General features: G+C 45.5%; 14 protein-coding genes, 1 tRNA gene and 1 rRNA gene. 12 read left to right on the forward strand and 4 right to left on the reverse strand.

Annotated elements, in window-relative coordinates; translation table 11 throughout:
• Positions 1 to 126 precede the first annotated feature (126 nt).
• The 3 genes from LZU85_RS16905 to pepA form a co-directional block, all read right to left on the reverse strand.
• Positions 127 to 2,982, reverse strand: a complete 2,856-nt coding sequence (locus LZU85_RS16905; protein ID WP_176298994.1) for a valine--tRNA ligase — start codon at positions 2,980 to 2,982, stop codon at positions 127 to 129.
• Positions 2,983 to 3,069: 87 nt separating this feature from the next.
• Positions 3,070 to 3,519, reverse strand: coding sequence for a DNA polymerase III subunit chi (locus tag LZU85_RS16910; RefSeq protein ID WP_176298995.1), 450 nt, complete (start codon positions 3,517 to 3,519; stop codon positions 3,070 to 3,072).
• A 63-nt stretch (positions 3,520 to 3,582) separates the two neighbouring features.
• The gene (pepA, locus tag LZU85_RS16915; protein ID WP_176298996.1) at positions 3,583 to 5,091 is read right to left on the reverse strand and encodes a leucyl aminopeptidase; all 1,509 of its coding nucleotides are present in this window, start codon (positions 5,089 to 5,091) and stop codon (positions 3,583 to 3,585) included.
• A 192-nt stretch (positions 5,092 to 5,283) separates the two neighbouring features.
• Here pepA and lptF point away from each other — a divergent pair, with 192 nt between their 5' ends.
• Entirely contained in the window at positions 5,284 to 6,384 is a 1,101-nt protein-coding gene (gene lptF / locus LZU85_RS16920) for an LPS export ABC transporter permease LptF (protein ID WP_237287875.1), read from the forward strand.
• Positions 6,385 to 6,387: 3 nt separating this feature from the next.
• Positions 6,388 to 7,461, forward strand: coding sequence for an LPS export ABC transporter permease LptG (lptG, locus tag LZU85_RS16925; protein WP_237287876.1), 1,074 nt, complete (start codon positions 6,388 to 6,390; stop codon positions 7,459 to 7,461).
• Between the two features lie 96 nt (positions 7,462 to 7,557).
• On the opposite strand, the gene LZU85_RS16930 is transcribed toward lptG, so the two are convergent.
• On the reverse strand, positions 7,558 to 8,031 hold the full coding sequence (locus LZU85_RS16930; RefSeq protein WP_108694257.1) for an RDD family protein: 474 nt from the start codon (positions 8,029 to 8,031) through the stop codon (positions 7,558 to 7,560).
• A gap of 192 nt (positions 8,032 to 8,223) precedes the next feature.
• On the opposite strand from LZU85_RS16930, the gene LZU85_RS16935 reads away from it, so the two are divergent.
• From LZU85_RS16935 to LZU85_RS16980, 10 genes are all read left to right on the forward strand, one after another.
• A tRNA-Leu gene (locus tag LZU85_RS16935) sits at positions 8,224 to 8,308 on the forward strand.
• Positions 8,309 to 9,006: 698 nt separating this feature from the next.
• Entirely contained in the window at positions 9,007 to 9,312 is a 306-nt protein-coding gene (locus LZU85_RS16940; RefSeq protein WP_237287877.1) for a PTS sugar transporter subunit IIB, read from the forward strand.
• An 89-nt stretch (positions 9,313 to 9,401) separates the two neighbouring features.
• The gene (locus LZU85_RS16945) at positions 9,402 to 10,733 is read left to right on the forward strand and encodes a PTS sugar transporter subunit IIC (protein ID WP_237287878.1); all 1,332 of its coding nucleotides are present in this window, start codon (positions 9,402 to 9,404) and stop codon (positions 10,731 to 10,733) included.
• A gap of 50 nt (positions 10,734 to 10,783) precedes the next feature.
• Positions 10,784 to 11,092 (forward strand): PTS lactose/cellobiose transporter subunit IIA, encoded by a 309-nt coding sequence (locus LZU85_RS16950; protein WP_237287880.1) that lies wholly within the window; start codon positions 10,784 to 10,786, stop codon positions 11,090 to 11,092.
• A gap of 13 nt (positions 11,093 to 11,105) precedes the next feature.
• Positions 11,106 to 12,428 (forward strand): 6-phospho-beta-glucosidase, encoded by a 1,323-nt coding sequence (locus LZU85_RS16955; protein ID WP_237287882.1) that lies wholly within the window; start codon positions 11,106 to 11,108, stop codon positions 12,426 to 12,428.
• Between the two features lie 42 nt (positions 12,429 to 12,470).
• Positions 12,471 to 13,229 carry a chitin disaccharide deacetylase gene (gene chbG, locus LZU85_RS16960; RefSeq protein WP_237287884.1) on the forward strand — a complete coding sequence of 253 codons (759 nt, stop codon included), beginning with the start codon at positions 12,471 to 12,473 and terminating at the stop codon, positions 13,227 to 13,229.
• Positions 13,230 to 13,323: 94 nt separating this feature from the next.
• Positions 13,324 to 14,322, forward strand: coding sequence for a LacI family DNA-binding transcriptional regulator (locus tag LZU85_RS16965; RefSeq protein ID WP_237287886.1), 999 nt, complete (start codon positions 13,324 to 13,326; stop codon positions 14,320 to 14,322).
• A gap of 64 nt (positions 14,323 to 14,386) precedes the next feature.
• Positions 14,387 to 14,794: a VOC family protein gene (locus LZU85_RS16970; protein ID WP_176299006.1), complete on the forward strand. Its 408-nt coding sequence runs from the start codon at positions 14,387 to 14,389 to the stop codon at positions 14,792 to 14,794.
• Positions 14,795 to 14,888: 94 nt separating this feature from the next.
• Positions 14,889 to 16,145: an HD-GYP domain-containing protein gene (locus tag LZU85_RS16975; protein ID WP_237287887.1), complete on the forward strand. Its 1,257-nt coding sequence runs from the start codon at positions 14,889 to 14,891 to the stop codon at positions 16,143 to 16,145.
• 460 nt (positions 16,146 to 16,605) lie between these two features.
• Positions 16,606 to 16,683, forward strand: a 16S ribosomal RNA gene (locus LZU85_RS16980); the annotation flags it as partial.

Genomic DNA, 16,683 nt, shown 5'->3' on the forward strand with positions numbered 1-16,683 from the left:
CCACTGGTGACAGTATCATGGGAAAATTACGAAAGTTAAAATCGATTAATCGTATAACTACAATAGTTTTTAGCTATTAAAAAGGCAGCGATAACGCTGCCTTTCGTTTTATGAAGCTAACTGGAATTACAGTGCCGCGATGGTCGCTTTTTGCTCTTCAAGTTTTGCCAAGGTTTCTTGGTAGCCTTCCAGCTTCTCACGCTCTTTCGCGATAACCGCTTCAGGGGCTTTGGCGACGAAACCTTCGTTACCCAGCTTACCTTCGATACGCTTGATTTCACCTTGCGTCTTCGCCACTTCTTTATCCAAACGAGCAAGCTCAGCATCTTTGTCGATCAGGCCCGCCATTGGGATCATCAGCTCAGATTTCGCCACAAGTGCTGTTGCGCAGGCTGGCGTTTCTTCGCCCGCCGCCAACACACGAACCGACTCAAGTTTGGCTAGAGAAATCAGTACTTGCTTGTTCGCTTCTAGGCGCGCTGCATCTTTTTCGTCCGCTTTTAGCATCACTTCCAGCGGTTTACCTGGGTTGATGTCGTATTCAGCACGTAGGTTACGGATGCTAGTGATGAACGCTTTCACCCATTCGATGTCGTCTAGCGCTTCTTGGTTGAAGTTGGCTTCATCGTATTGAGGCAGTGCTTGCAGCATGATGGTCTCGCCTTCCACACCGTCTACTAGTGGCTTGATGCTTTGCCAGATCGTTTCGGTGATGTAAGGAATCACTGGGTGAGCGAGACGTAGCGTCTTCTCAAGCACAGTGATTAGGGTACGACGAGTCCCGCGTTGTTGCGCTTCAGTGCCTTTCCATAGAACGGGTTTAGTCAGCTCTAGGTACCAGTCACAGAATTGGTTCCAGATGAACTCGTAAAGCGTGTTTGCCGCCATATCGAGACGGAAGTTGTCGATATGGTTGTTGAATGCTTTCGCTGCCAGTTCAAACTGAGACTCGATCCATTTGTCCGCTAGTGAGTATTCAATCTCACCTGCGCCAAAGCCACAATCTTGCTCTTCTGTGTTCATCATTACGTAACGGCTTGCGTTCCATAGCTTGTTACAGAAGTTACGGTAACCTTCAAGACGCTTCATATCCCAGTTGATATCGCGACCTGTTGATGCCATTGCTGCAAGGGTGAAACGTAGCGCGTCAGTACCGTAGGCTTCGATACCGTTTTCAAACGTCTTACGCGTGTTCTTCTCGATCTTCGCGGCAAGTTGAGGTTGCATCATGTTGCCACAACGCTTTTCCACCAGAGACTCTAGGTCGATACCATCGATCATATCGATTGGGTCAAGGACGTTACCTTTTGACTTCGACATCTTGTCGCCGTTTTCGTCGCGGATCAGACCAGTAACATAAACGGTTTTGAATGGCACTTGTGGCTTGCCGTTTTCGTCTTTGACGAAGTGCATGGTCATCATGATCATGCGCGCAACCCAGAAGAAGATGATGTCAAAGCCCGTTACTAGCACGTCTGATGGGTGGAAGACTTTCAGATCGTCCGTTTGCTCCGGCCAGCCTTGAGTGCCGAACGTCCATAGTGCAGAAGAGAACCAGGTATCCAGTACGTCTTCGTCTTGGTGCAGTTCAATCACAGACTCTAGGTTGTTGTTCTTGCGAACCTCTTCTTCGCTGCGACCGACGTAAACATTGCCTTGGTTGTCGTACCAAGCAGGGATACGGTGACCCCACCAAAGTTGACGAGAGATACACCAATCTTGAACGTCACGCATCCAAGAGAAGTACATGTTTTCGTATTGCTTAGGTACGAACTGGATGTCGCCGTTTTCTACGGCTTCAACCGCGGTTTTCGCTAGCGGTGCAGTACGCACGTACCATTGGTCAGTCAGCATTGGTTCGATAACCACGCCACCGCGGTCGCCGTAAGGCACTTGTAGATCGTGATCTTTGACTTCTTCAAGCAGACCTAGCTCATCGAATTCCGCCACGATCGCTTTACGCGCAGCAAAACGCTCCATACCGCGGTATTTAGCGGGTAGCTCTGTGCTGTAAGCATCGCTTGCTTCGCCGTTGGTGTTGAATACTTCAGCCGCGTCACGGATGTTGGCGTCAAACGTCAGAATGTTGATCATTGGTAGCTGGTGGCGCTTACCCACTTCATAGTCGTTGAAGTCGTGCGCTGGGGTGATTTTCACACAACCAGTCCCTTTTTCCATGTCTGCGTGCTCATCGCCCACGATTGGGATGCGACGGTCAACTAGTGGAAGGATGATGTCTTTACCGATCAGATCTTGGTAACGTGGATCTTCTGGGTTCACCGCCACACCAGTATCGCCTAGCATGGTTTCAGGACGAGTCGTCGCAACAACGATGTAGTCTTTGCCATCCGCTGTTTTCACGCCATCAGCTAGCGGGTAGCGGAAGTGCCACATGTGGCCTTTGGTGTCTTTGTTTTCAACTTCTAGATCAGAAATTGCTGTGTGTAGCTTTGGATCCCAGTTAACTAGGCGCTTACCGCGGTAGATGAGGTCATCTTCGTATAGGCGCACGAAGACTTCTTGAACGGCATTAGACAGACCATCATCCATGGTGAAGCGTTCACGATCCCAGTCTACTGATGCGCCAAGGCGACGTAGCTGTTTAGTGATGGTGCCACCAGATTCGCCTTTCCATTCCCAGATTTTGTCGATGAAGGCTTCACGACCGTAATCGTGTTTAGTTTTGCCTTCTTCTGCGGCGATCTTACGCTCAACAACCATCTGAGTAGCGATACCTGCGTGGTCAGTACCGACTTGCCAAAGGGTATTTTTACCCTTCATACGCTCACAACGGATAAGTGTATCCATGATCGTGTCTTGGAACGCGTGGCCCATATGTAGGCTACCAGTGACGTTCGGTGGTGGGATCATGATGCTGTAGGCTTCTTTAGTCGTGTCGCCGTGTGGCTTAAAGTAGCCTTGCTCTTCCCAAGTCTGATACAGATCTTGTTCGATTGAAGTTGGGTTGTATGTTTTTTCCATGGGAGCTTAATCTGGTTAATGGTAAATCTAGGTCAATCTCTATAAGTGAACTCTCTAGTAGGAGAGCTTAACTATAAGGATTGACCGCTAGTTGTGTTCAATTTCGACGGTGTGCAGTTGGTAACCGGCTTGACGGTAGATTTTATACCTTTCTCGTGCGAGCTGTTTAGCTTTTTCTTCGCAAGGGACGAAGTCTACCACCTCAGCAAACTTGTTCGCAAAGGTTGTCTCATTTTTCGCCAAATTTATCACCAGTTGGCGATTCCAGCTAGGTTTTACGCCTTGATGGCCTATCTCAATATTGGTGGCGTATTTTGGACCTTCACCGACCAAATTATGCGCGACAAATTGAGCGGGTTCGACTTGCCAAAAGTATTCTGCAATTTGCTCTGCGTGACGTTTACTTTCTCCGTTGAGATACACCTTTGCGCCTTGCTTGGCAAAATGGTGGGCAAGGAACACCACATAGTGAGCAAAACCTTCTGGCGTTGCTTGCGGGGTGTTTTCTCGGACAATGTAAAATGTAGCTCTTTGCATGGCTTATTAGTCTCTTTGGCGATGAAAAAAAGGGCCTAGCGGCCCTTTTTACATTGACTTGAATTATTCTTCAGTCTCTTGGCCACTGCGATTTAGCAGGAATTGGACCAGCATAGAGACAGGACGACCTGTCGACCCTTTGGCTGCGCCAGACTTCCATGCTGTGCCTGCGATGTCTAGGTGTGCCCAGTTGTATTTCTTAGCAAATTTAGACAAGAAGCATGCTGCAGTGATGGTACCACCAGGACGGCCACCAATGTTTGCCATGTCGGCAAATGGGCTCTTTAGCTGTTCATGGTATTCATCCGCCATTGGTAGGCGCCAAGCACGATCGCTAGATTGTTCAGAAGCATTGACGAGCTCATGAGCAAGAGGGTTGTGGTTAGACAGAACACCAGTAATGTGGTGACCCAGTGCAATAACACAAGCGCCAGTGAGCGTCGCAACGTCAACCACGCAGTCTGGTTCAAAACGCTCAACGTAAGTCAGTGCGTCACACAGTACCAAACGACCTTCTGCATCGGTATTGAGTACTTCTACGGTTTGACCTGACATGGTCGTTAGGATATCACCTGGACGGTAAGCGTTGCTGCCAGGCATGTTTTCACAACCAGCAAGCACGCCAATCACGTTGATAGGGAGGTTCAGTTTTGCCAGCGCTTTCATCGTGCCGAAAACAGAGGCTGCGCCACACATGTCATACTTCATCTCATCCATGCCTTCGCCTGGTTTCAGTGAAATACCGCCTGAATCAAATGTGAGACCTTTACCCACCAGAACGATAGGTTTCGCGGTCGAGTCTGGGTTACCTTTATACTCGATCACCGACATCATCGATTCATTTTTTGAACCGCGCCCTACTGCTAGGTAGGAGTGCATACCCAGTTTTTCCATCTCTTGCTCACCAATGATTTTGGTGGTGATGGTGTCGTAGTCATCCGCTAAGCGACGTGCTTGAGAGGCAAGGTAAGCTGGGTTTGCAATGTTTGGTGGCATATTGCCAAGGTCTTTAGAGGCTTTAACACCAGATGCGATAGCAAGGCCATGAGTGATCGCTTTTTCGCCAAGGTTAAGTTCACGGCGTGTTGGAACGTTGAAGACAAGCTTACGCAGTGGGCGACGCGTTTCTGGCTTCACGCTCTTAAACTGATCAAAGGTGTAAAGACCGTCTTTCGTCGCTTCAACCGCTTGGCGTACTTTCCAATACGTGTCGCGACCTTTAACGTGCAGTTCAGTTAAGAAGCATACCGCTTCCATAGAGCCTGTTTCGTTAAGAGTATTGATGGTTTTTTGAATGATCTCTTTATATTGGCGTTCACCAAGCTCACGCTCTTTACCACAACCAACCAAAAGAACACGTTCTGAAAGTACACCTGGAACTTGATGCAGCAGTAGCATCTGACCTGGTTTACCTTCTAGATCACCACGGCGAAGTAATGAACTGATGTAACCGTCACTGATTTTATCGAGCTGTTCGGCTACTGGAGAAAGGCGACGTGGTTCAAACACACCAACAACGATACATGCACTGCGTTGTTTCTCTGGACTGCCACTTTTTACACTGAACTCCATGCGTACTCCTACATCCTGAAGACAAATAGTTCTAAATGTTAGATAATGACCGCTTACTTGTTGAATTCTATTCTCGGTCTACTCTGTAAGTTACAGATTAACATTTAGTCAGTTTTTTTGAAAAATAAAAGGTTCAACGGGAAATTATAGTGATTCGACCAAAAAAACAAGTTTTGTATAGGTAATTTCAGCGTGATTATTGTTAGATATTTGATCCGCGAAACACTCAAGAGCCAATTTGCGATCTTTTTCGTACTTTTTTTGGTGTTTCTCAGCCAGCAGTTCATCAGTGTGTTAGCGGATGCGTCGGATGGCGATATTCCGGCCAGTTTGATCATGTCCATTGTTGCACTGAATATGCCGTCAATGGGCTTATTGATGTTACCTCTAAGCCTCTATATTGGTATTTTGATTACCTTTGGTCGTCTCTACGCGGAAAGTGAAATCGTGGTGATGAATGCCACGGGTATTGGCAATAAGTTCCTCGTTCAAGCTGCCTTGTATCTCGCGGTGATGACTTCAGGAATTGCCGCCTTTAACTCGTTGTGGCTTTCTCCGTGGTCAATGGACCGTGTTGAGCAACTTACCGAACAGGTGGCGGCAGAAAATAGTGTCGATTTATTGAAAAAAGGCCAATTTCAGTTCACGCCTGATCGCTCTTCGGTGGTGTTCATCGACGATATCAAAGACAAGCAACTCTCCAACGTGTTTATCGCTCAGCTCATACCTAGAGATTCAATTTTGCCGAGTGTGATGTTTGCCAATTCTGGTGAGGTAAAAGAACTGTCGGATGGCCGCCAGATTATCTCAATGAAGCAAGGTACGCGCTACGAGGGGGTACCAACGCGAGTTGAGTATATGGTGACCGAGTTTGAGCAGTATGACGGCTTAATTGGCCAACGATCAGTGAAACAAAAGGGAAGGGATTGGGATGCGATATCGACCTTGGAGCTGATTGGTCATCCGGATCGTGAAGCGCAAGCAGAACTTCAATGGCGAGTGTCGTTGTTTGTCTGTATTCCTCTACTCACTATGCTGGTGATTCCATTATCTGCCGTGAACCCACGTCAGGGACGGTTCGCCAAAATGGGACCTGCGATTCTCATCTACCTTGCTTACTTCTTGTCGATCAGTGCGACGAAATCTGCGTTGGAAGAGGGGGATATCTCGGTCTCCATCGGCATGTGGCCAATTAACGGTTTGCTACTGCTGGTGGCGATTATGGCGAACTTTATGGACAGCGTTGCCGTTAGACGAATCAAAGATAATTTTAGAAAGAAGAGGCTAGCGTAAATCGTGTTTAAAATTTTAGACCTTTACATCGGTAGAACGATTGTTGCGACGACTTCATTGGTACTGGTTACCTTTGTAGGGCTTTCTGGAATTATTAAGTATGTTGAGCAATTACGTAAAGTGGGCAGAGGTGCGTATGACCTCTTGCATGCGCTGTACTTTGTTTTATTGAGCATTCCTCGCGATATCGAAATGTTTTTCCCGATGGCGGCGCTTTTAGGGGCATTGATCGGGCTTGGGATGCTGGCCTCTAGTTCTGAACTTGTGGTGATGCAAGCCGCGGGTTTCTCAAAATTGGATATCGGCATATCGGTACTTAAAACCGCGGTTCCTTTGATGCTCGTTGTCATGGCTCTAGGACAATGGGGAGCGCCAGAAGCGCAGAAAATGGCCCGCGATTTGCGTTCATTTGCCTTATCTGGCGGTAGCATCGTTTCCGTGCGCAGTGGGGTCTGGGCCAAAGATGCTAATGACTTTATCTTTATCGGCAAGGTCGATGAAGATAGACTCTATGGACTGAACATGTGGAAGTTTGACCAGAATAAGAAGCTACAGTCAGTGATTTTTGCCGAAGAGGTGGATTACCAACAAGACAATCGCTGGTTAATGCGTTATGTCCAAGTCACCGACATGCAAGATGAAAAAATCATCCGCAAACATGCACTAGAACAAATGGTATGGGAAACGTCATTGGCGCCCGATAAGCTAGCCGTGGTGACCGTTAAGCCTGAAGAACTGTCGTTAAGTGGCTTGTATGACTATGTGTCTTATTTAAAGGCCTCTGAACAAGATGCGTCACGCTATGAACTGGCGTTTTGGCGTAAACTGACTCAACCGATTTCAATTGCGGTGATGATGTTGATGGCGCTGTCATTTGTGTTTGGTCCGCTTCGCAGTGTCACCATGGGGGCGAGAGTGATCTCGGGTGTGATTGCTGGCTTTGCTTTTTACATATCCAGCGAGTTCTTTGGTCCTTTGACGTTGGTGTATGGTATTCCACCAGTGTTTGGCGCAGTGGCCCCAAGCATTGTGTTCTTTGTTGTCGCAGTGATGTTGTTGAACCGAAAACTGCAATAAGTAGTGGGATTTACTCGCGAAAGAAAATGGAAGGCATTATGCCTTCCATTTTTTATGGTCTCTTTAATATGAGCGCTGAACTTGTCCGACTTGGGGTTATCTCACTTTAGGGAGTAAAACGACTTCCGTTTTGGCCCAGATGTCGTGAAAGCCTCTTTTCTTCGGATCGATTGGCACGGTGAAGTTTGCTAAGCCAAACGCAGAAGTAGCAATACGAATCAACGCCTGAGTGGCGGATATCATGGAGCCATCGTGGTTACGAACTTGAATCTTCCACGCACGCATCCCAAGTGTTTGTCCTGCTTTGGTCCAAAAGAACACCAAGAAGTACACCCAAACACCGGCTAAATAAAGAGTAAAGAGAGGGCTAATGACAGGATGACGGCTTAGCAAATCCGCTGCGTCGACATATTCACCATAGCTAATCAGCCCTGTGCCATTAAGGGCAAACAGTATGGCCATTACGACACCCGCTGCCATCATTTCTAACGCGAGAATAATTAGAGAATCATAAAAAAGTGCAGCCAGACGGCGAAATAGGCCAGCTGGCGGTAGTGTTGTTGTAGTCATAAATCGATCACTTACCATTCAAATTGTGCGTCAGGATATAGATTCAACCGTATGAAGAAAAGAGAGCTAGAGCACACTGTGTTCATTTGTGGCGAAAACTTAGGCAAACGGTAATTATTTCAATCTTTTGCTCTTGCACAACCGAAAAGCTTACGTATAATGCCAAGCATCGAAAGGCAATAGCCTAAAGATGCCGGTGTGGTGAAATTGGTATACACGACGGATTCAAAATCCGTTTCCTTCGGGAGTGGCGGTTCAAGTCCGCCCACCGGTACCATACATAGAAAGGTCGCTTTTATAGCGGCCTTTCGTCGTTTTGGGGCTTTCAATAACGATTCCTTTTTCCATGTTTCCTCCCTCCGTACTGCATTCTCTCTATACTATTATTCACTCGTGTGTAACGTTCAGTGTTCAATCAAGCTGATGTTGTGACGATTGCGTTCATCTTTTGGCTCTCTGGGCTATCAAAAAAATGAAATGTCTTAGGTTGATACAAAGCTGCGGGGAAGTGCCACTACGCAAACTATCTATATGGTGATCGCTGGAAGAGTTATTAGAACGATCAACAAAGTGTTCTGCGTTTCAGATGTCCCCGTTGCCCATGAGGCATGTGAAACATTGCCGTTGTAATACATGCTCACCATATCGCTTTGATAATTTTTTCTATTTATGTCGTTGGTCAGTAACGCTCAAAAAAGCAATGGAAATAATTTCAATCCATGCTAAATAATATTTGATTATGATGTCGTTGGTTATATTGATAGAAAGGTTTTTATCTATCTTATGGACGTAATTTTGCTTTGTCTTATTACCTAGTTGTTACTTTAATATTCGCTCCAAATAAACAAAGTTAAAATAGGGTTAATTGTCTAAAATGAGATTTTGTTCACGAACAATGCAACCGGTTGCGCTTTTTTGTGCGCGTATATTTTGCTACAGTTTTTAGGTCGGATTTTGAACAGGGTGAAATTGGCGATGAAAAAGATTTTGTTATGTTGCAGTGCTGGTATGTCAACCAGCATGCTCGTGAAGAAAATGGAGCAAGCTGCTGTTATTAAAGGGGTTGAGTGTAAGATTGACGCACTTTCGGTGAATGCATTTGATGAGGCGATCAAAGACTACGATGTTTGCCTGCTTGGCCCACAAGTGAGATTTCAGTTGGAAGAGCTACGTAAAACCGCAAACGAGTATGGTAAAAACATTGCGGCAATCTCTCCTCAAGCTTATGGAATGATGAAGGGTGATGAAGTTCTTCAGCAAGCACTCGATCTAATTAACTAGTTTTTTCTAAGATTAAAATGTGAGTAATTCAAGCTGTGTATTTTATATATGGCTAAGGATTGCTTTATCTAAAAATAAGGAAGGAATCTATGAAGCTTTATGATGCAATAATAGGTGTTGTAGAAAAATACATAGCACCAATTGCGGCAAAGGTTGGTAATCAACCCCATGTACGAGCAATGCGCGACGGTTTTATTGTCGCAATGCCTTTTATTATTGTGGGGAGTTTTATTCTCATCTTTGCTTTTCCCCCATTCTCAGAAGATACCACCAACGCATTTGGTCGTGTTTGGCTTGATTTTGCCACCACGCATTTTGATACCATTATGATGCCATTCAATATGTCGATGGGCATTATGACGATCTTTGTATCGCTTGGCGTGGCGTATAGCTTAGCCAAAGCGTATAAGATGGATGGGATCACCAGTGCGGTGCTGTCGCTCATGTCGTTTCTACTGGTGGCAGCGCCAGCAAAAGAAGGTGCACTCTCAATGTCGCACATGGGGGGCACTGGCATTTTCACCGCAGTGATGTGTGCATTCTTCTCGGTCGAGCTCTACCGCTTTATGAAAAAGCACAATATTACGATTCGTATGCCTGAGCAGGTACCGCCAGCAATTGCACGCTCTTTTGAAGTGTTACTTCCTGTGTTGGCAATTTTTATCACACTCTATCCGTTAAGCCTGTTTGTGCAAGCGCAATATGACATGCTCATCCCTGATGCGGTTATGGCCATGTTTAAACCATTAATCAGTGCATCCAATACATTACCAGCCATTATCGGGGCGTTGTTAGTGTGCCAATTACTTTGGTTCGCAGGTATTCATGGAGCGGCCATCGTGGTGGGCTTGTTGTCACCAATCTTCCTAACCAACATCAGTGCCAACATTGATGCATTTGTGGCAGGACAACCGATTCCGAACGTATTTACGCAACCATTCTGGGATTTCTACATCTTTATTGGTGGTTCGGGTGCCACATTGGCGCTGGTGATGCTGATGTCTTTTAGTCGCTCTGCACACTTAAAGAGTATCGGCCGTATGAGTGCGGTTCCTGGGTTATTCCAGATCAACGAACCAGTCATCTTTGGTAGCCCAGTGGTGATGAACCCAATCCTCTTCCTACCCTTTGTTTTTGCGCCAGTGATTAACGCCACTATCGCTTATTTCGCTGTGCAACTTGGCTTCGTTGGTATGGGGGTTGCGACCACACCTTGGACAACGCCAGCCATTATCGGTGCCTCGTGGGGGAGTGGCTGGACGTTTACGCCAATTTTACTCGTGGTCGGCTTGTTAATTCTCGATCTCTTCATCTACCTGCCTTTCTTCAAGATGTTTGAAAAACAAGTTCTTGAGCAAGAGAAATCGGTTGATGTGGTCCCTGAACAACAGCATGTGAGTGGTCAAGGTGTAACAGCTTAATTGACATTGTTGAGGCTGTCTGCGGGCAGCCTCTTCCCGAGGAGAGAGAAATGGAACAAGAACTGGTTGTTATGGAAATTATTTGCAATGCAGGTGAGGCGAGAAGCCTTTGTTTTGAAGCATTGCGCCAATCTCGAGAACAGAACTTTAGTGTGGCTGAAGAAAAGCTGCAGCAAGCCAAAGAATGTTTGAACAAAGCCCATTTAGTACAAACGCAACTGATAGAAGAGGACCAAGGTGAGGGTAAAGTGCCGATGACGCTGGTCATGGTTCACGCGCAAGATCACTTAATGACTACCATCCTCGCTCAGGAACTGGCATCAGAAATGGTTGCATTGCACAAACAATTGGCTGGATAAGTAAGGATTCATCATGTCTAGAGATGGAATAAAACTGGCCATTATTGGTGGTGGAAGCAGTTACACGCCTGAGTTGGTGGAAGGAGTATTAAAGCGACTGGATTATTTACCGGTTAAGCAAATGCATTTTGTTGACATTGAATCAGGCGCCGAGAAATTAGACATCATTCGCCGCCTTGCACAGCGTATGGTCGACAAGGTAGGTGCGGATATCGAAATCAAAGCAGGGTTTGATCGCAGAGAAGCTATCGCGGGCGCGGATTTTGTGATGACGCAATTTCGTGTGGGTGGTCTTGCCGCTCGTGCAAGTGATGAGCGGATCCCGCTGAAATATGATGTCATTGGCCAAGAAACGACGGGACCTGGTGGTTTTGCGAAAGCACTGCGCACGATTCCGGTTATTTTGGATATCTGTAAAGATATTGAGGAGCTCTCTCCCAATGCGTGGATGCTCAACTTTACCAACCCAGCAGGTTTAGTATCCGAAGCCGTCAGCAAATACTCTAAAGTGAAGAGCATTGGTCTGTGTAACGTCCCGGTTTCTATGCAAATGATGATTGCCGAGATGATGGAATGCGAACCCAAAGAGTTGCAGTTAGAGTTCGCGGGATTGAACCATTTGGTCTGGGTGCATAAAGCGTGGTTGGATGGTCAAGATATTACGGATGTCGTTCTAGAAAAGGTTGGCGATGGCGCGAACTTCAGCATGAAAAATATCTGGGAAGAGCCCTGGGACCCGGACTTTTTGAAAGCATTGGGTGCGATTCCTTGTCCTTATCATCGTTATTTTTATCAAACCGACGCAATGCTAGCGGAAGAAAAACAAAGCTCTGAAGAAAAAGGCACTCGCGCAGAGCAGGTGATGGAAACAGAAAAGGCGTTGTTTAATCTCTATCAAGATCCAACGCTTGATCAAAAACCGCAAGAGTTAGAGCAGCGGGGTGGTGCGTACTATTCAGATGCGTCTCTCAACTTGGTTGATGCTATCTACAACAATCGAAATGGTATTCACGTGGTTAACGTTCTTAATCGTGGCGCTATCAGTACATTGCCAGATGATGCTGTGATTGAATGTAGTGCCGTTGTTGGCAGCTGGGGAGCCAAACCGATTGCAGTAGGTACCCTATCGCCTAAAGTAAGTGGGTTGCTACATCAAGTGAAAGCCTACGAACAACTGGCGATTGAAGCCGCTGTTCATGGCGATTACCACCAAGCGTTGATGGCGTTAGCAAGCAACCCATTAGTGCCCGATATTGGTCGAGCTAAGGCAATTCTGGACGATATTCTTCGTGAAAACGCGCAATATCTCCCGCAGTTTAAGTTAACGTCGCTTTAGGCACTTAAACGAAAGGCCCTCAAACAAAAGGTGAATCCTAAGATGAAAGTTATTTTTAACGCTGATGATTTCGGTTTGACGCAGGGTGTCAATGATGGCATCGCGAAAGCGCATTTGGAAGGCGTCGTCCGGTCCACGACCATGATGGTTGGTATGCCAGCAGAAAAACATGCGGTTGAACTGGCCAATCAGTTGCCAGAGTTAAAAGTTGGCCTTCATCTTAGGTTCACAGCTGGTAGGCCATTAACAGAAGAAACCAACTTGTGTGATCCTAATGGCGAGTTTACTCGTTACAGCGATTTTTGGCAGAGACGAGATTACGATCCCATTGCAATACATGATGAGGCGATGGCTCAAGTTGAGCACTTCCTTGCTTTAGGTCTAACTCTTAGTCACATAGACAGTCATCATCATGCACACACGCATCCGCAGTTTGAATCGGTCATCTATGATATCGCCAAAGCCTATCATGTACCTTTGCGCAGCACAGGAATGGCAGGTGAGGAAGAGTTTGGCTGTCGCTATTACTTTACGGACCATTTTTACGATGAACGTGTTGAGCACGATTCGCTGGTGGAACATCTGGTTTCCTTAAAAGGCAAATACGATCTCGTTGAAGTGATGTGTCACCCTGCATTGGTTGATAGTGCGTTGGAGCGCTGTAGTGGTTATGCAAAGCAAAGAGAGGAAGAGCTTGCTGTGTTAACCAGTAAAGAATTACGTCTAAGTCTGCAAAAGCATGATATCGAAATCACGGATTATTCTGAGTTAATTTTTGCACCGTTGCATAGCTGTGTATGATTAAGACTGTCAGCAACGTCCCCTTAGTCACCTTACGAGTTGCTGGCAGTCACTTTATAGAAAGCGCTAAATCGCATTATAGATAGGCAGAGAAATGGCAAGAATAAAAGACGTAGCAGAACTTGCTGGCGTTAACCGTTCAACGGTTTCGAGAATCATCAATGGTGAAGGAAAATTCAAGGAAGAGACCAGACAAAAAGTGGAATGGGCGATGGCGCAACTTAACTACCGCCCAAGTGCCATTGCGCGCTCTCTGGCCACCTCATCGTCAAACATGATGGGGTTGCTTGTCACTTACTATACAGGTGGTTTCTTTGGCGAAATGATGGATCGCGTTCAAACCGAATTAGATCTTCACAATAAGTTCTTAATTACTGCTCAAGGTCATCATTCTGCGCAAGGGGAGAAGAATGCGATTCAACGTTTTCATGATCTACGTTGTGATGGCTACGTGCTGCACAGTCGCTATCTTTCGGATGATGATTTACGCGCACTAGCACAGCAAGATACGCCATTTGTGCTGTTAGATAGATATGTAGAAGGGCTGGAAGAACGATGCATTACGTTTGATCATCGAGGTGCGAGTGTGCTTGCCGTCAATCATCTCATAGAGCAAGGACATCGAAAGATTGGGTGCATTACTGGTCCGGCGCAACGCTATAACAGCCAGTTAAGAAAACAAGGTTATCTAGACGCCATGAGTTCATTGGGAGTAGGTGATTTGGAACTCTTATGTGCGGAAGGCGACTATGGAAGAAAAAGTGGCTACAAAGCAATGGAGACCCTGCTAGCGCATCACGCCGATTTAACGGCGGTCTTTTCATGCAGTGAAGAAATGACCATTGGGGCGATGCAATACTTGCATGAAAAGCGTATTTCCGTTCCAGAATCTATTTCGTTAGTTAGCTTTGATAGTGTCGATCTCTGTGAAAGCCTTTATCCGACGGTCACAGCTGTTCATTTCCCCATTAGTGAAATGGCGGAAGTGGCAGTTCAAACCCTAGTGAGTCTGACCAAAGGGCAGATCATTACCACCCCCGCAAGTTTCAGTCCAGTTCTGAAAAAACGTAACGCAGATCGAGTGATATCGTAACTAATCAACCTGCAGTAAGTTGATTTGTCGGCTATCTTTTAATAGAAATAACAGGAGATGGCCAATGTATCAACTTACCCCTTATTTATTCTTTGCTGGGCGTTGCGCCGAAGCTCTCGATTTCTATCATCAGTGTTTTGACGGAAAGATAACCAATATTCGTCTATTTAAAGATGCACCTCAGCAGATGGATGGCGTTGTGCCAGATTGGATTATGCATGCTGAGTTTGAAGCTCCGGGGTTGAAACTCATGTTATCCGATGGCGTCGTTGCAAAGGAGTTGCATGGGAACAATATAGCCTTATCTATCGTGGTAAATAAACTGGACACGCAGTTAAAACTGTTTGATCGCCTTGCTCAAGATGGCCGCGTCATGTTACCTCTCGCGGATTCATTTATGGGCACTCGGTTTGGAAAAGTAGAAGACAAGTTTGGGATTCGCTGGATGATTCACTGTAAACTCACAAATTGATTGTGATTGAAAATGTGAATTGTTATTGATGAATTAATTGACAAAATGCACTAAAATTTCGCCTTTGTTTTGGAAATTTTGGTATTTACGAGAAGTGGCAACTATCAAAATTACAGTAGATCGTATTCAGCCTGGATTACATATACGTCTGCCGTTGAAGTGGAACGAGCATCCTTTTCTTTTTAATAGCTTTAAGATTAAAGACCAGGAACAAGTGGAAATGATCCGCCACTTGGGCGTTAAATATGTGTTTCTTAATGTCAATCAAAGTGACACACAGCCCCTGCCTGCCAATCAGAGAAGCGTTAGTGAACTTGACGCTCAGTCAGAGAAATTGGATGGTGAAACCAAAAAGCTTTGGGATGAAAAGCAAAAGCGTATAGAAAAGCTCAGTTCTTATCGCCGACGTGTGATTCAGTGCGAGAAAGAGTTTGAACGTTCTTTGGCTAGAATGCGCTCTGTGATGACAAAAATTCGCAATCGACCAACCGATGCGGTAGAGGAAGCTAAACAACTCATCGACGACATTGTTGAAAAGCTGATGAGCGATGATAATGTCACTCTTCATCTTATGAATGGAAAAAGTGAGTTTGAAGATATCTACTTTCATTCGTTAAACGTCTCCGTCATCGCCATGATGATAGGAAAGGCGAAAGGCTATAAGGCTGAGCAGTTGAAAGAGCTGTCTTTTGCCGCTTTATTTCATGATATTGGCAAAATAAAAATTCCTTCAGCGATTGTTCGTAAGCAGACGCCTTTAACCGAACCTGAATTTAACTATCTTAAGCTACACACGAAATATGGGTTGGACCTAGCCAATACAGTGGAAGGGTTCCCAGAAAGTGCGAAGAAAGTAATTCTGCAGCATCACGAGCTTAATGACGGCTCAGGATACCCTGACGGTCTCAAAGGTGATCAAATAGATGAGTTAACTCAAGTTATTGCGGTTGCAAACGCGTTTGATAACTTATGTCACCATAATATTCCTGCGGAACAAAAGATCCCTTATACCGCTCTCTCTCATCTATACAAGAACTGTAAGCATCTCTATAACGTAGAAAACCTCAATATACTGATCAAGTTTATGGGGGTTTTCCCTCCGGGAACGGTTGTACAACTTTCCAATAATATGGTCGGGCTGGTCATTTCCGTTAATGCGGCACATCTACTGTATCCCAATGTTTTGATGTACGACCCAGCAGTACCAAGAACTCAGGCGCCCATCATCGATTTGGCGGACAAAGATATAAAGATAGTCAGCGCAATTCATCCTAATAAGTTACCTGACAAAGTGAGAGAGTACTTAAACCCTCGCTCACGAATTTCTTATTTCTTCGATAGCGATGATTAGTTATCCACAGGATTTTGTGAATATCTTCTGTATAGCCTGAATATAAAATACAAGCAAATAAGCGCTTGAGTGAAATGTGTTCACTTGAGCGTTTTTTTAATAAAAAAACTATTTTTTTGCTTGCTAAGAAAAACGTCTTCCCTATAATGCGCATCCACCGACACGGCAGACAGCGTAAGGCTTCGGCGAGGTCGGGTGAGGTAAAAGTTTCTGAGAAAATAAATTTGAAAAAGTGTTTGACTCTTCAAATTAACTCGCTAGAATTCACCTCCGCTTTGAGAGAAAAACTTCTTGAGAAGCAAGCTCTTTAACAATATAAACCTATCAATCTGTGTGGGCACTCGTTGATGATAATCCAAAAGATTTATCAATGAACTGAGTGACCAAAACGATACTAAGTATCGGCACAGTCAATTTATTCAGTATTCATTGAGCCGAAGCGAAAGCTTCAAAAAACTTTTAATTGAAGAGTTTGATCATGGCTCAGATTGAACGCTGGCGGCAGGCCTAACACATGCAAGTCGAGCGGCAGCACAGA

The organism is Vibrio floridensis, assembly GCF_021852965.1.
GTDB lineage: Bacteria > Pseudomonadota > Gammaproteobacteria > Enterobacterales > Vibrionaceae > Vibrio > Vibrio floridensis.

Bases quoted from the DNA above. Each gene is read 5' to 3' on its own strand.
- LZU85_RS16905 (WP_176298994.1), bottom strand. From the start codon at position 2,982: ATGGAAAAAACATACAACCCAACTTCAATCGAACAAGATCTGTATCAG.
- LZU85_RS16910 (WP_176298995.1), bottom strand. From the start codon at position 3,519: ATGCAAAGAGCTACATTTTACATTGTCCGAGAAAACACCCCGCAAGCA.
- pepA (WP_176298996.1), bottom strand. From the start codon at position 5,091: ATGGAGTTCAGTGTAAAAAGTGGCAGTCCAGAGAAACAACGCAGTGCA.
- LZU85_RS16930 (WP_108694257.1), bottom strand. From the start codon at position 8,031: ATGACTACAACAACACTACCGCCAGCTGGCCTATTTCGCCGTCTGGCT.
- LZU85_RS16940 (WP_237287877.1), top strand. From the start codon at position 9,007: ATGAAAAAGATTTTGTTATGTTGCAGTGCTGGTATGTCAACCAGCATG.
- LZU85_RS16945 (WP_237287878.1), top strand. From the start codon at position 9,402: ATGAAGCTTTATGATGCAATAATAGGTGTTGTAGAAAAATACATAGCA.
- LZU85_RS16950 (WP_237287880.1), top strand. From the start codon at position 10,784: ATGGAACAAGAACTGGTTGTTATGGAAATTATTTGCAATGCAGGTGAG.
- LZU85_RS16955 (WP_237287882.1), top strand. From the start codon at position 11,106: ATGTCTAGAGATGGAATAAAACTGGCCATTATTGGTGGTGGAAGCAGT.
- chbG (WP_237287884.1), top strand. From the start codon at position 12,471: ATGAAAGTTATTTTTAACGCTGATGATTTCGGTTTGACGCAGGGTGTC.
- LZU85_RS16965 (WP_237287886.1), top strand. From the start codon at position 13,324: ATGGCAAGAATAAAAGACGTAGCAGAACTTGCTGGCGTTAACCGTTCA.
- LZU85_RS16970 (WP_176299006.1), top strand. From the start codon at position 14,387: ATGTATCAACTTACCCCTTATTTATTCTTTGCTGGGCGTTGCGCCGAA.